This window comes from Qaidamihabitans albus (genome assembly GCF_016464705.1).
GTDB lineage: Bacteria > Actinomycetota > Actinomycetes > Mycobacteriales > Pseudonocardiaceae > Qaidamihabitans > Qaidamihabitans albus.
Genome location: NZ_JAEHOB010000002.1, coordinates 298,560 through 312,200 on the forward strand (window position 1 = coordinate 298,560; position 13,641 = coordinate 312,200).

The 13,641-nt window shown below is 67.4% G+C and carries 12 protein-coding genes and 1 pseudogene; 9 read left to right on the plus strand and 4 right to left on the minus strand.

What is annotated here, in order from left to right; genetic code table 11:
* Positions 1–38: 38 nt before the first annotated feature.
* Positions 39–647, plus strand: a complete 609-nt coding sequence (locus JAP66_RS04655) for a M23 family metallopeptidase (protein WP_199430295.1) — start codon at positions 39–41, stop codon at positions 645–647.
* A 172-nt stretch (positions 648–819) separates the two neighbouring features.
* Here JAP66_RS04655 and JAP66_RS04660 read toward each other — a convergent pair whose 3' ends face one another.
* The 4 genes and pseudogenes from JAP66_RS04660 to JAP66_RS04675 all read right to left on the minus strand — a co-directional run.
* Entirely contained in the window at positions 820–1,698 is an 879-nt protein-coding gene (locus JAP66_RS04660; RefSeq protein WP_199430296.1) for a FliA/WhiG family RNA polymerase sigma factor, read from the minus strand.
* Positions 1,670–2,761 (minus strand): tyrosine recombinase XerC, encoded by a 1,092-nt coding sequence (locus tag JAP66_RS04665; RefSeq protein ID WP_372448941.1) that lies wholly within the window; start codon positions 2,759–2,761, stop codon positions 1,670–1,672. The genes JAP66_RS04660 and JAP66_RS04665 overlap by 29 nt, the downstream gene beginning before the upstream one ends.
* 274 nt (positions 2,762–3,035) lie before the next feature.
* The gene (gene dprA / locus JAP66_RS04670; RefSeq protein WP_199430298.1) at positions 3,036–4,292 is read right to left on the minus strand and encodes a DNA-processing protein DprA; all 1,257 of its coding nucleotides are present in this window, start codon (positions 4,290–4,292) and stop codon (positions 3,036–3,038) included.
* Positions 4,289–4,897 (minus strand): annotated as a pseudogene (locus tag JAP66_RS04675) (ATP-binding protein); the annotation flags it as partial. The pseudogene JAP66_RS04675 and the gene dprA, both read right to left, overlap by 4 nt.
* 264 nt (positions 4,898–5,161) lie before the next feature.
* On the opposite strand from JAP66_RS04675, the gene JAP66_RS04680 reads away from it, so the two are divergent.
* The 8 genes from JAP66_RS04680 to JAP66_RS04715 all read left to right on the plus strand — a co-directional run bounded on the left by JAP66_RS04680 (position 5,162) and on the right by JAP66_RS04715 (position 13,562).
* Positions 5,162–6,703, plus strand: coding sequence for a recombinase family protein (locus JAP66_RS04680; RefSeq protein ID WP_199430299.1), 1,542 nt, complete (start codon positions 5,162–5,164; stop codon positions 6,701–6,703).
* A complete protein-coding gene (locus JAP66_RS32675; RefSeq protein WP_199430300.1) occupies positions 6,700–7,011 on the plus strand; it encodes a hypothetical protein in 312 nt (103 codons plus the stop codon). The genes JAP66_RS04680 and JAP66_RS32675 overlap by 4 nt, the downstream gene beginning before the upstream one ends.
* A 308-nt stretch (positions 7,012–7,319) precedes the next feature.
* The gene (locus JAP66_RS04690; protein ID WP_199430301.1) at positions 7,320–8,414 is read left to right on the plus strand and encodes a helix-turn-helix domain-containing protein; all 1,095 of its coding nucleotides are present in this window, start codon (positions 7,320–7,322) and stop codon (positions 8,412–8,414) included.
* A 69-nt stretch (positions 8,415–8,483) separates the two neighbouring features.
* Positions 8,484–8,927 carry an NUDIX domain-containing protein gene (locus tag JAP66_RS04695; RefSeq protein WP_199430302.1) on the plus strand — a complete coding sequence of 148 codons (444 nt, stop codon included), beginning with the start codon at positions 8,484–8,486 and terminating at the stop codon, positions 8,925–8,927.
* Positions 8,928–9,245: 318 nt separating this feature from the next.
* The gene (locus JAP66_RS04700) at positions 9,246–9,902 is read left to right on the plus strand and encodes a hypothetical protein (protein WP_199430303.1); all 657 of its coding nucleotides are present in this window, start codon (positions 9,246–9,248) and stop codon (positions 9,900–9,902) included.
* A gap of 849 nt (positions 9,903–10,751) precedes the next feature.
* Entirely contained in the window at positions 10,752–11,780 is a 1,029-nt protein-coding gene (locus tag JAP66_RS04705; RefSeq protein ID WP_199430304.1) for a hypothetical protein, read from the plus strand.
* A gap of 19 nt (positions 11,781–11,799) precedes the next feature.
* The gene (locus JAP66_RS04710) at positions 11,800–12,003 is read left to right on the plus strand and encodes a hypothetical protein (RefSeq protein ID WP_199430305.1); all 204 of its coding nucleotides are present in this window, start codon (positions 11,800–11,802) and stop codon (positions 12,001–12,003) included.
* Between the two features lie 248 nt (positions 12,004–12,251).
* Positions 12,252–13,562 carry a phage major capsid protein gene (locus JAP66_RS04715; protein WP_199430306.1) on the plus strand — a complete coding sequence of 437 codons (1,311 nt, stop codon included), beginning with the start codon at positions 12,252–12,254 and terminating at the stop codon, positions 13,560–13,562.
* Positions 13,563–13,641 lie beyond the last annotated feature (79 nt).

Below are 13,641 nucleotides of genomic sequence, written 5' to 3' on the forward strand. Positions count from 1 at the left end.
GTTCCCACACCGCCCGGCCTTCCCGTCACGCTGGATACATGACCCCATTCCCTGCGTCACCCGCGGTGGTGCCCGCGCGCGGAGCCCGGCTCGCCGGAGCGGCCGTCTCCCTGGTGCTGGTGTTCTCGGCACTGGTGGTGTTCTCGGCACTGGTGGTGTTCCCGGCACTGTCGCCAGCCGCCGGGGCGCGGGCCGGCTCCGCGGACACCGAGCCGCGGTTCGGGTGGCCGCTGGCCCCGGCGCCGGCGGTGACCCGTCCGTTCGCCGCACCCGAGAGCCCTTACGGGCCCGGTCACCGCGGCGTCGATCTCGCGGCCGCGCCCGCACAGGAGGTACTGGCGGCCGACGCGGGCTTCGTCGTGTTCGCGGGCACGCTGGCCGGCCGCGGCGTGGTGTCGATCGACCACGACGGCGGTCTCCGGACCACCTACGAGCCGCTGGCCCCGGAGGTGACGGCAGGCGACCAGGTCCACCAGGGCCAGGTCATCGGCCGGGTCGAGGACGGGCACCCGCGGTGCGCGGCCGAGGCGTGCCTGCACTGGGGTGTGCGCCGGAGCGAGGAGTACCTCGACCCGTTGCGCCTGGTGCGCGCGGGCACGCTGCGGCTCAAACCGTGGGAGGGGCTACCGCCGCAGGACCCGGTATAGCCGGGGTGCACTGTTTCCGCAGGTCAACGCTCGCGAGTGAGGAACCGCGTTCTCACTCGTTTGCGCACTCAGGAGAGCCGACCAACCACGACGCCGCGCCGCCTGACATCAAGGACAGCCCTCATAGATCGCGCCCTCAGACCCCCTCAGACCCGCGCCCTCAGACAGCCCCTCACACGGTGGCCTGCTCGACGAGCTTCGCGCGCAGCCGCAGCACCGCGCGAGTGTGCAGCTGGCTGACCCGCGACTCGGTGACCCCGAGCACCTTGCCGATCTCGGCCAGGGTGAGGCTCTCGAAGTAGTAGAGGCTCACGACCACGCGGTCGCGCTCGGTGAGCTGGGCGATGGCCTCGGCGAGCTGCCGCCGGTTGTCCCGGTCCACGAGCACGGCGGCCGGGTCCACCGCGTCGTCGTCGGGCAGCGTGTCGACGAGCGAGCCGCTGTCCTTGCCCGCGCTGACGAGGTCTTCGAGGGCGACGACGCTGGTCAGCCTCAGCTGACCGTAGAGGTCACGGAGCTCATCGAGCGTGATCCCGAGCTCGGCCGCCAGCTCCGCGTCGCTCGGGGTGCGGTGCAGCCGAGCGCCGAGGCGGTCGAGCGCGCGTTCGACCTCGCGGGCCCTGCTCCGCACCACCCTGGGCACCCAGTCCTGCGAGCGCAGATCGTCCAGGATGGCGCCCCGGATCCGCTGCATCGCGTAGGTCTCGAAACGCAGGCCACGCTCCGGGTCGAACTTCTCGATCGCGTCGACCAGGCCGAAGATCCCGGACTGGATCAGATCGCCGATGTCGACGTGGGTGGGCAGGCCGGTGCCGACACGGCCTGCGACGTATTTCACGAGGGGCGCGTAGTGCAGCACCAGGCGGTCGCGGATGCGCTGATCCGGAGCGCAGGCGAACTCCTTCCACAGCGCCTGGATGGCGGTCTCGGCGTCACCACCGCTCTCTAGCTGTGCCGTCACGCTGCTGCCGTTTCTGGTGTGGCGGTCCGTGCGCCCGGGGTCGGCCAAATCTCCACCGGCGTCATTGGGCACGGGGGTGGGTTCGGTCATGGATCGCCTTCAGCCGCTCGACGGTCACGTGAGTGTAGAGCTGCGTCGTGGCAAGCGTAGCGTGACCGAGCAATTCCTGAACGCTGCGAAGGTCCGCGCCCCCTTCGAGCAGATGTGTTGCCGCGGAGTGACGCAGCCCGTGGGGGCCCATGTCCACGGCGCCGGGCACCGACTCTACGGCGTCGTGCACGATCCGGCGCACCGACCTGGGGTCGACCCGCCCGCCTCTGACACCGAGAAACAGGGCCGCCCCCGACGATGCCGTGGCCAGGCCGGGACGACCCTCCTCGATCCAGGTACGCAGCGCGCGGTCGGCAGGTTGCCCGAACGGCACCACCCGTTCCTTGCCTCCCTTTCCCAGCACCCGCACGACCCTGCGGCCGAAGTCGAGATCGTCGACGTCGAGGCCGCACAGCTCGGCCACCCGGATCCCCGTCGCGTACAGCAGCTCCAGCAGCGCGTGGTCACGCAGCGCCACCGGGTCGCGTTCCGCGGCACCCGAGCCGGACGCTCGCATCAGCTCGGCCGCCTGCTCGGTGCGCAGCACACCGGGGAGATGCCGGTGCGACCGCGGCGCGACCAGCCTTGCACCGGGATCGGCGGCCAGCGCGCCCCGGCGCTGCGCCCACGCGGTGAACGTGCGGGCCGCCGCCGCCCTGCGTTGCAGCGTGGTGCGGCTGCGCCCCTCGGAACGCTGCGCGGCCAGCCACGCCCGCAGCACGCCGACGTCCAGCCCGGCGAGGCCGGCGCCACCGTCCTGCGAGGCCGCCCGCGCGTCGCCGGCAGCCTGCTCCCGCGCCGGGGTGGTCTCGTCCGGTCTCTGCCCCCCGGCGGCGGTCCGCGCGGCTTCCCGGCCTTCCCGGCCGGGCACGCCGTGGAGGAACCCGAGCAGCGAAACCACGTCGCCGACGTAGGCGCGGACCGTGTGCTCCGAAAGCCCGCGCTCCATCCGCAGGTGCCGTTCGTAGTCGCCGACCAGCGCGTCCGCCGCGGGCGGCAACCCGGCACGCACCCAGGCGAGATCGATCCGCTTCGGCGCAGACCGCGACCGCCGGGTGGGCAGGCCGTGAGCAGCAGAGGACGCCATGCATCGAAGCTGAGGGACGCGGCCCCGATGGTCAAGCATCGCCACGCCTGCCTGATCAACCCGCAACCTACGGAAGCCGTGCTCCCGGCCGTGGCAGCCGCCGGACAGCGTCATGGGTGGTTGAGCGGCCGGGTCCCGGCAGCCGCGGCCCAGCACGGCTCGGGTGACGCGACTGCCCGCGCCGCGCACCCGCAAACGCGCCCGGCGAGGTCCACGGCCCGCCGCCCGAGGGCGAGCCGCGGTGATGCTGCTACGGAGGCCGGGGCTCGGCCGGCACGGAGCCACCGCCGACGCCCGGGGCGGAGCCGCCGTCGCCGTTCGGCCCGCCGCCTCCCACCCGCCGGGCAACCGGATTCGCCGGCAGCCTGGTGCCGCGCCAGCCGGTGTCGCAGCGCTCGCTCAGCCCGTCCAGTTCGAGCGCGGGCAGCAGTGCCCGTACCCGCGCCAGCGGCACCCCGGACTCGGTGGCGATCCCCTCGGCCGACTTGCCGTGACGGCGATCGAGCGCCTCGTGCACGCGGAGGGCCTGCGGACCGAGGCCGTCGGTGCGGCGGCGCGCCGAGGCCGGTGCGGCACCAGCGGCACCGAGCCTGCCGACCGTGTCGAGTACGTCGGAGGCGGAGGCGACGAGCGTGGCGTCGGCGTCGCGGATCAACTGGTGGCAGCCGACCGACATGGCCGAACCGACCGGACCGGGAACGGCCATCACCACCTTGCCCAGTGTCCCGGCCGTCGCCGCCGTGTTCCGCGCGCCGCTGCGGAGACCGGCCTCGACGACCACCGTTCCCGCGGTGAGCGCGGCGATCAGCCGGTTGCGGACGAGGAAGCGGTGCCGGGCGGGTGGCGTTCCCGGTGGGTACTCGCTCACCACCAGGCCGTGCTCGGCGATCCGGTTGAGCAGACCGACGTGCCCGGCCGGGTACCCGGCATCGAGACCGCACCCGAGTAGCGCCGCCGTGACCCCGCCCGCGGCGAGCACCCCACGGTGCGCCGCGCCGTCGATGCCGTACGCGGCACCGGAGAACACCGTCACGTCGCCACCGGCCAGCGTGTACGCCAGCTCCGCGGCGGTGTGCTCCCCGTATGCCGTCGCCGCGCGGGCGCCGACTATCGCGACGGCCTCGTTCGCGGCCTGGTCCAGCCGGGCCCCGCCGCGCACCCAGAGCGCGATCGGCGCGGCGACACCGCCGGCACCGCGGCCGGTCGCGACGTCGAGCGAGAGCAGCGGCCACGCGGGCCACTCGTCGTCCTCCGGGATCACCAGGCGCGCCCCCTGCCCGGCTGCCTCGGCGAGGTCCCGTTCCCCGAGCGCCAGCTCCCGGCGGGCGCTCGTCTCCTGCACGACGGCGTCCGGGGCCTCGGCGCGGCGCACCAGCTCCGCCGCCGCGACCGGCCCGTGCTCGGCGACGAACGCGACCAGTGCGGGCGCGGGCGGCTCGGCGGCCCGCAGCAGGTACGCCCGGGCAAGACGCTGCTCCTCGAGCGCCGCCCCGCGGGACGCGGTCATGCCGCCGCCCTCCGGTCGCGGAACTCCAGCGCCGTGGCCACGTGGTCGGCGTCCGGCCGCTCGGCACCGGCGAGGTCGGCCAGCGTCCAGGCGATTCGCAGGCAGCGATCGGCTCCCCGCGCGGTGACCGCGCCCCGGTCGAGGCTGCGGTCGAGCAGTGCCGTCACCGTGCCCGGTAACGCGAAGTCCCGCCGCAGCGCCGGCCCGGGCACCTCGGAGTTCGTCCGCCAGCCGTGGCCGGCCCACCGCCGCGCGGCCCGCTCCCTGGCCCGGTGCACACGTCCCCGTACCGTCTCGGTCGGCTCCGGCTCGGCGACTTCGTGCGCGCTCATCGCGGTGATCGGCCGCATCCGCACCCGCAGGTCCACGCGGTCGAGCAGCGGCCCCGACAACCGCCCGAGGTAGCGCCGCCGGGCGGAGGGCGCGCAGACGCAGTCGGTCTCCCGGGGCGGCGCGCACGGGCACGGGTTGGAGGCGAGCACCAGCTGGAAACGTGCTGGATAGCAGACCACGCCGCGCGCACGGGCGATCCGGATCTCCCCTTCCTCCAGAGCCGTGCGCAGCGACTCCAGCCGCTCGGGACCGAACTCGCAGACCTCGTCCAGGGATATGAATTTACACCCGCAGGAGGTACGCTGTGACCAGCAACAATCACACGTGGGACGAGGGGGCGACCGGGCTCCTGCCGTGCACTTCGTGCCGCACGGTCAAGGCTACGCCGGTCGTCATCCGCCGCGGCACAGTTCCTCCCTGCTCTCCGGACCAGCGTTGCCCTAAGGGCTTCTCGCTCGGCTGGCATGAGGTGACCACTGACCCGGGCGGAATCTCGGCGTCCTGCCTGTTCTGCGGAAAACGGTGGGAGCCGAGTAGTGAGTAAGCGCGCGCTGATCGTGGTCAGGCTGTCGAACCTGACCGAAGAGACAACGTCCCCCGAGCGTCAGCGGGAGGTCTGCGAGCGGTTCTGTGCCGACCGTGGCTGGACCGTCGTCGGCACGGCCGAAGACCTGGACGTGTCCGCGAGCACTACATCGCCGTTCGACCGGCCACAGCTACGGAAGTGGCTCAACCGCCCAGAAGAGTACGACGTCATCGTGTTCTGGCGCGTTGACCGGCTGGTACGACGAGTGACCCACCTTGCCCGGATGATCGAGTGGTCAGAACAGCACGACGTCAACCTGATCTCGGCTACAGAAGCCCACTTCGACCTCTCAACCTCGATCGGACAAGCGCTCGCCATCTTCGTGGGCGTGTTCGCGCAGATGGAGTCGGACGCGACCAGCGAGCGAACGTCCCAGACGTTCGCTCACAACATCAAGGCCGGGAAGTATCGCGGCGGATACCCGCCGTTCGGATACCAGCCCGTCGACACTGGTGGTGAATGGCGATACGCACCCGACCCGGTGACGAGCAAGCTCGCCCGCGACATCGTGGCCCGCGTGCTCGACGGCGAGCGCCCGACGGCGATATGCCGCGACTTGAACAACCGTGGCGTGCCGACTCCTCAAGACCACTTCCGAGCGCAGCAGGGCAAGCCGTGCACCGGGGCGAAATGGCGTACAGGCAACCTCGTTCGGGCGCTCCAGTCCCCTACCTTGCTCGGTCAGGTCGTGGTCTCGGAATCGACGAGGAAGAACGGCAGGAAAGAGTACAGCGAGCCCGCAGTACTGCGGGGCGACGACGGCGCCCCGATCGTTCGGTCTACTCCTATTCTCGACCGTGACACTTTCGAGCGGCTGCAAAAAGCGCTCGAAGAGATGAACGGGAAACGCACGCCGTATAAGAAGTCACAAGCCCTGTTGCTCCGTGTGATTCACTGCGGGGTCTGCGAACGGCCGATGTATTACAACCGGGGCCGTACATTGATGTACTACCGGTGTTCGTCCGCGAGCTACCAGACCTCGTGCGGCAACCCAGGCATTCGGGTTGACACCGCCGACGAGTTTGTAACCGAACTGCTCATGCACGACCTTGGCGACGTTGAAATGACCCGCCGGGTCTACGACCCGGGTGAGGACAACGCGGCCGAGCTGGCCGAGATCGAGGCAGAGCTAGTCGACGTCGCCGGCCTCATCGGCACCGGCCCGTACCGCTCCGGGCCAGCACGGGCCAAGCTAGAGGCCCGCGCGGACGCCCTAGATGCACGGAGAACCGCGCTAGAAGCGAGCCAGTACCGGCCAGCAGGGTACCGGTACGAGCCGACCGGTAAGACGTTCCGGCAGCACTGGGAAGAGCTCGACCTACACGGCCGGAACCTGTACTTGCGCGATCATGGCGTGAGGCTCGATTACCGCAACGTGTCCGGTCTTGAGCTGCACCTCACCTTTGGCGAACTCCTGGAAATGGTCCAGGCAATCAACCCAGAGCACGCCGAGCGTATCTCGGCACGGCTTGTCGGAGAGGAACTGAAATGACAGAGTCCACGACCATCAGCGCTGAGCTTCCCTGGATAAGCGCGACCGCTACCGAGGATGGTCGCTACCTGACCGTTTACGCGAGTCCGTGCGTCAAGGAATCCGACGACTCGTACAGACCTGTCCGTGAATACCTCGCCGGTAAATGCTATTCACGCATGACCGGCGACTCAGTCAAGGACGAAAACATGATGTTCGGTGAGGCCCGGACGGTCCTGCACGAGATCCACGAACAGTGCCCCGACTACTCGCACACGTGCTCGGTCGAAACACTGGACGAGTGGTACGGCGACGCGGTGCCGTGCTGAGCCGAATCCGGTAGAGAGACACCCGAGCAAGGGCCCTGAGACGCCGTCTAAGCGTCTCAGGGCCCTTTTTCTGTCGGTACCTGCGGTCTACGGGTCCTTACTGCTCGTTAAGACCGCCACCCTTCCAAAACCTACGGACGGAACGATGTGCGCGAATAACCACGACCCGGACCGGACAGAGGTCCGGCCGGACGGCCGCCGTATCTGTACGGCCTGCCGCGACATGTACAACCGCAGGCGGCGCCTGCACATGCCCGTTGTCCACCGCACGACCAAGCGTCGTGCCACCTCTTCGGAGTGCACCGACCATGACCCCGATTGCTGACAGAGAAGCACGTAGGCTGCGGGCTGAGCTGCCCAAGCAGGCGCTTGAATACCTCGACGGCAACGGCCGACACGAGAACGGCGCGTGGGCGACGCTCGTAGCTATCGCTACCTACTGCCTGACCGCGAGGTTCGTATACGACGAGTTTCGCTATCTGGTGCTTGAGTCGGAGTTCGCGGGGTCAACCTCGCTGCTCGCGGTCGGCAAGCGGGAGAAGCAATGCCAGGACGCGTGGGAACACGCCGAGGACAACTGGACCGAGCCCGTCGACAAGTACGAGCTGCGGGCCCTTATCGCAGGGCTGGCCGCCCGAGTGGCGGCCTACCGATGGAAGGGCAGGGCGGGTATCAGCGACCGGCAGGTCGCTACCGCGATCCTCGACGTCTGCCATGAGCGGGGGACGTACAGCCCCGTACTGTCCGCCCGGTATCTGGCCGAGAAGACATCGCTAGGGCATACGACGGTCAGCCGCTCTTTGAAGCGGCTGACCACGCTAGGACTGATCCGGTACCGCGGTAAAACGGAGCAATGGAACAGCCAGTACAGGCTAGTGCTCCGCTGGGGTCTCCGCCCGAACGGTCACAACGGTACAAGTAGTCTTTTGCGGTCTACTTGTACCAGTCTGACCGTTCACCAAGCCTCAGTTCCTCAACATGATGCCTTCGTAGGCAAGTCGCTCGGCGTACTCGCCGGGCGAATCTGGTTCACCATGAATGAACCCTTGACGGCCGCTGAGGTAGCTGACCGGTACGGCCTAGCGGCGAGGACGGCTCGACGTTACCTGGATGCTCTGGTCGCCGTCGGCCTCGCCTCAAAAGGCGAGGGCCGACCTGCCGTGTTCAAGGTGACCGAGGTGTCCGAAGAACGGCTAGACGAGATCGCAGCCGAGTACGGAACCGTCGGTTGGTTGTCCCTGCAGAGGGACAAGCACGACCGTCACCGCGAGGCACACCAGATAGGTAAGCGACTCCGCATGGACGCGACCCGATCCGGCTATCAGCAGACGTACCGCGAAACCCGGTCCAACACCGACACCCATGCTGCACGAGCTATGACGCTGGTCACACCCCGGGACTGAGGTGCGACAGAACCAGACTAGTCGCACCTAATAAAGAGTAGAGGGGGTAAGAGAACAGGGGCCGAGACGATGTGGTTGGACTGCGCGTGCGGCGCCCGTCACTGGGGGCGGTTCGGCGCGGCCGGCGTGCTGCTAGCCGATGACAACGGCCGGGTGCTGCTTCAACACCGAGGCCACAGCGACCACGCCGGTAGCTGGGCCATCCCGGGCGGTGCCCTTGACCCCGGTGAGATGCCCGTAGACGCCGCGCTACGCGAGCTCAGGGAAGAGACCGGTATCGCGCCGTCCGCGGTCTCCGTGGTCGGTACACGGGCCACGTGTGAGCACGTGGCGTGGACGTACTGGACCGTCTTGGCACAGCCCGTAAGGGCTGTTACACCGCGGCCGAATAGCGAGAGCCGAAAGCTTCGGTGGACGCACTTTGATGACGTTGGGGCCTTGGCGCTTCATCCGGACTTTCGCTTGGCGTGGCACGAGACCTTGTTCCGGTGGGCGCGCTGGAAAGTGCTTTAGGAGAAATATGACAACCGAACCCGAACGATATCCCTGCGGACACCCGCGCACCGAGCTCAACACTTACCGCGATTCGTGCCTCTACGCCCGTTGCCGCACCTGTAAGCGAGACCACCACAGGCGCTGGCAGCGAGAGCGGCGAGCTCGTGTCCGTGCACAACGCGAGCAACAGGCCGCGTGACCCCAAGACACCACCGCAGGTGGGCGGTGGTCCGAGCGCGGGGCAGTCCTCACCCTGCGCTCCGGTCGGCTCCGGTTGGCGTACTTCCTCCAGGTCTCCGCCAACCGGGGCCCGACCGTCGAACATAAGGGAACAGCATGACTACCAGCTCCATCGGATACCGGGTGTTTGAGTGGGCGTCGGACGGCCGACTACGCGGCCCGTATACCGGGGCCGTTTTTCCGTCAGGCCGCATACCGGCCGGGAGGTGTCCGGGCAAGCAGGTCATCCCGGCCGCGGTCGCGTGGACCGGGGGGCACATCGCACCGCACGAAAACTGTACCTGTGGCTTCCGCGCAGCTCCCGAGCTGCGCGACGCCGTAGACCACATGGCGGCTCGGTGCATCCGAACTCAAGCGGGCGGGCGTATCGAGGACTGGGAGTTTGACGAGAACACGATCTGGGAGCCGATCGCACAGGTAAAGCTGTCGGGGAGGTGCCTTCCCGGCGAGGCTGGCGATCACTTCGTCTTCGATCGGTGGGAATACCTGGAGATTACAAAGGTCTACCTGCCGAGACGTACGCCGATGGAGAACGTGATTGCACTCCGGAACTACTACGGGTCGGTATCGGTCAACGACTCGACCGTCCTGGATTTGTTCCGGGAGACCGATCCGGGTCGGTGGGGTTGCGTGCTCTGCGCCGAGCCGACGGAGGAAGGCACTCTGACTTGCGAGAAGCACCGGGACGGACAGCGATGTTCTAACCCGCGCCCGATGGGCGCGGTTGTCACTCCCGGTAAATCTCGGTGGTGAGCGTTCATGACTATCGGATACCGATGCTTTGCCCTGGCATCGAATAGACTGTGTGGCCCGTACACAGGCGCCATATTCCCACCCGGCCTCGTGTCTGCCGGCGAATGCCCGGGTAACGGCGTCGCTCTTGGCGCGTACCACGAGGCACCGCACGAGGACTGTACGTGCGGCTTTCGGGTAGCTCCTGAGCTGAGAGACGCAGTCGACCACGTCTCAGCACGTATGACCGTCGCACACGGGGATGGTTGGGCAGACCGTTGGCAGTACGACGAGAGCACGCTGTACGAGCCTATCGCTCAGGTGCGGGTGTCTGGTCGTTCGCTGCCCGGAGATGGCAGCGACCATCACTTGTTCAACCGTTGGCAATGCCTAGAGATAACTCGAATCTATGTTCCGATGAGAACATCGCTCGATACCGTAATGGAACTGCGGAAACATTACGGGGTTCCGGTGGTCGCTAACGACCACACGGTACACGAGCTCTTCGCTTCCGCCGACCCTGCTCGATTCGGGTGCTTCTGGTGTAACGATACCCCGATGCCTGGGCGGCTCATGTGCCGATCACATCGTGAGGGGCTACGGGAGCCTGCCATTCCCGTACCCCGATAACCGGGTTGGTTGGGTATCGACGGTATCGGTAGTAATTCGGGTTACCGGGTTTTTGAGGTAGCCGAGCCGAGGACCCGCGCCCACCCATCCCGGGATCTCCCCCCGCTGAGAAAACCTACAGAGCCGCTGACCACATATTGCCTGATACAAGGCTTGATACAGACCGCAAACCGTTACGCCCGTGACAAACCGCAGGTCAAGGGCCGTTACGCGTAACGCACACAAAATGGAGGAACCCCCATGGCCACAGCACTAGACCTCTACGCCCCGTTCGATGACGGGTCCGGCGCTAACGCCACCGAAGACACCTGGCGCCGCATCATGCGGCGCCTGGGGTCGCCCGGCATCGTCCGTAACACGCTCAGCGAAGGCCGCGTTTGGGCCGACAGCACCGGCATGAACGTCAAGGTCGACCCGCTGGAAGCGTGGATCGAGGGGCACTGGGGGATGCGGGAGTCCGTCACGACCCTGCCGATCTCGACCGCGCACGGCAGCTTGCCCCGAGTTGACTTGGTCGTCGTGCGGGCCGACTACGCGGCGAACCGCCTGGAGCTCGACGTCGTCGCGGGCACCGCGGCATCGTTGCCCCAACCGCCCGACCCGCCCCGGAATACCTCCATGTTCGAGGTGCCGATCGGGCTCGTATACGTCGGCGCTGGCGTGGTCACCCTCTTTCCAGACGACGTTAAGTGGCTCAACATCGCCAACGGCGGCAACCCGACCCCCACGGTTTCGGACGACTACGCGCTGTTCCACGACAAACTGTCGACTGTTCGACGCGTGGACCTTGACGGGTCCACGAGTACGACCCTGGAGAACAGCCAGACCCGCGGCTTCCGCATGGTCCCGCTTCGGGAGCAGACCGTCTCCAAGTTGCGGTATTACCCCACGACAGCGGCTGTCGGGGGGTCTAGGACAGTCTCGATTTATCGAGGCTGGTCTCAGTCTTCGCTGTGGAAGACGTCCACTTTCCCTATGGGTAACGCACTCCCGAGCACGGTTGGCGAAACCACGCTTCCGACTCCTCTTACTTTCATGGCCGGGGAACACGTCGTCGTCGCGATCTACTCCACAGGCACGACCACGCGGCAGCAGCTAATGTCCCGAAACCTCGGTTCGGGTACGTCCAACCTGATTAACCCGGACACCAGCAACGCGTACACGACGATGTTCCGGACGGGCGACTACACGGCGCCCGGTTCGATCGACTTCACCACCGCGGGCGGCTGGACTAAGTCCCAGCAATACCCGTGGATCGCTTTCGCGTAGCCGAATTGGAGAAAAGAAGATGAACGAGGTTCAGCTTGCCGCGCTACGCGATACCGACCGGTTCGGCCTGCTGGCCTACCTGACGGCCTTACGCGAGCGACGCGGCCCGCATCAGGATTTCTGGGCTACCGTCCTGGCGGACGTAGCCGAGACCTACGCCAACGAGAAGCGAACCCTGCTCGACATGGAGCACGACCTCCTCGAAGTCCGGGACGACGTCTAAGGCGGGCGTCGGTCCCCGGTCCACTGACGGCCTCACGGCCGTCACGACCAACTCGCCAAGTTCCGGCAGGACGAAATCCACCGGACCACTCCAGGCGAGTCGTTCCAGGCGTTCCCTTTCGAGGGAGCGCCTTTTTTCATGCCCTTTTAGGGCCCGGGACAGGGCGAAACCCATCCCGAAAACCGCTAGAACGATGGCAGCACTTAACCCGGCAGGTAGCGGCACCGGGAGGGCTTAGCTAGCCCGTTGTGCTCATCAATCCGGCAATCCGATCTGCCGCTATCCGGCGGCGGGAAATTCGATTGTTGGAGAACACTCAAATGTCTTATCTCACCAAAGAAATCAAAGAAAAGCGCGAGCGTGCCTGGAACCAGATGCGCTCGATTCTCGACCGGGCCGAGGCTGAAAAGCGCGACCTGACCGGGACCGAAGAGTCGCAGTACCAGGCGCTCTCCGCGGACCTGGACGGCCTGGATGAGCGTATGCGCGAGCTGGAGGCCGACGCCGAGCGTCGGGCCGTTGGCTCGCAGGCGCTTACTGCCCTCGGGATTGGCGGCAACTCTCAGCGCTACAGCGACCGGGACCGGGCTACGGCCGAGGCTTTCCGCTCGGCTGTGCTGCGGAACGACCGGACCCCGATCCACGCGGACCTCGACGTCCGTAGCGGCTCTCAGCCCGCGATGGAGCTCCGGGCCGCGCTGGCGACCGGGACGGGCAACACCAGCCCGTCGTTTGCTCGGCAGCTTGTCCGTCACATGGTCGAAGGCGGTGCCGTGCTTCTGGCCGGCGCAACCGTCGTGCGGACCGAGACCGGCAGCGAGTACAAGGTGCCGGTCAGTACGGCGGACTCGACGTCCGCGATCGTCCCTGAGGGGACGACCATCCCGGAGTCGGCGCCGACCACCACGCCCCGTGCCCTCAACGCCTTCAAATACGGGCATCTCGTCCAGGTCACGACCGAGCTCGCCACTGATGCCGAGTTTGACCTGCTGGCCTGGCTGGCTGAGCAGTCCGGCCGGGCGCTCGGCACCGCGATCGGTGCCGACCTCCTGACCGGTGCGGGCACCACCGAGCCGCTGGGCGTGCTCGGGCTCACCACCGCTGGTAAGACCGGCGGTACCGGTGTGACGGGTTCGTTCGCCGCGGATGACCTGATCGACCTGTACCACTCGGTCAGCGCCCCGTATGCGCGTTCGAGCTCCGCGGCGTGGATGGTCAACAACACGACCCTTGCGGCGATCCGCAAGCTGAAGGACACCCAGGATCGGTATCTGTTCGACGTGAACGTTCCGGCCGGTTCCGGTGCTTCGGGCTCCCTGCTCGGGCGTCCGGTGTTCGTGGACCCCAACGTCCCGAACGTTGGCCTTGGTGCCAAGTCGGTGCTCTTCGGTGACTGGTCGAAGGTCTACGTCCGCCTTGCGGGCGGTGTCCGCTTCGAGCGGTCGGACGACTTCGCGTTTGATGACGACCTCGTGACCTTCCGCGCGCTCCAGCGTGCGGACGGCCTCCTGGTCGACCAGACCGGCGCTATCAAGCACTTCGCGGGCGGCGCTAGCTAATCCCCTGAGATCCCCGGGCCTTCGGGCCCGGGGATTTCTTTTTGCCTACCAAAACGAATTCGTAAGGAAGGTGCCTACC

Excerpts from the sequence above, each read along its gene's own strand:
- JAP66_RS04655 (WP_199430295.1), top strand. The coding sequence starts at position 39 with ATGACCCCATTCCCTGCGTCACCCGCGGTGGTGCCCGCGCGCGGAGCC.
- JAP66_RS04660 (WP_199430296.1), bottom strand. The coding sequence starts at position 1,698 with ATGACCGAACCCACCCCCGTGCCCAATGACGCCGGTGGAGATTTGGCC.
- dprA (WP_199430298.1), bottom strand. The coding sequence starts at position 4,292 with ATGACCGCGTCCCGCGGGGCGGCGCTCGAGGAGCAGCGTCTTGCCCGG.
- JAP66_RS32675 (WP_199430300.1), top strand. The coding sequence starts at position 6,700 with ATGACAGAGTCCACGACCATCAGCGCTGAGCTTCCCTGGATAAGCGCG.
- JAP66_RS04690 (WP_199430301.1), top strand. The coding sequence starts at position 7,320 with ATGACCCCGATTGCTGACAGAGAAGCACGTAGGCTGCGGGCTGAGCTG.
- JAP66_RS04695 (WP_199430302.1), top strand. The coding sequence starts at position 8,484 with ATGTGGTTGGACTGCGCGTGCGGCGCCCGTCACTGGGGGCGGTTCGGC.
- JAP66_RS04700 (WP_199430303.1), top strand. The coding sequence starts at position 9,246 with ATGACTACCAGCTCCATCGGATACCGGGTGTTTGAGTGGGCGTCGGAC.
- JAP66_RS04705 (WP_199430304.1), top strand. The coding sequence starts at position 10,752 with ATGGCCACAGCACTAGACCTCTACGCCCCGTTCGATGACGGGTCCGGC.
- JAP66_RS04710 (WP_199430305.1), top strand. The coding sequence starts at position 11,800 with ATGAACGAGGTTCAGCTTGCCGCGCTACGCGATACCGACCGGTTCGGC.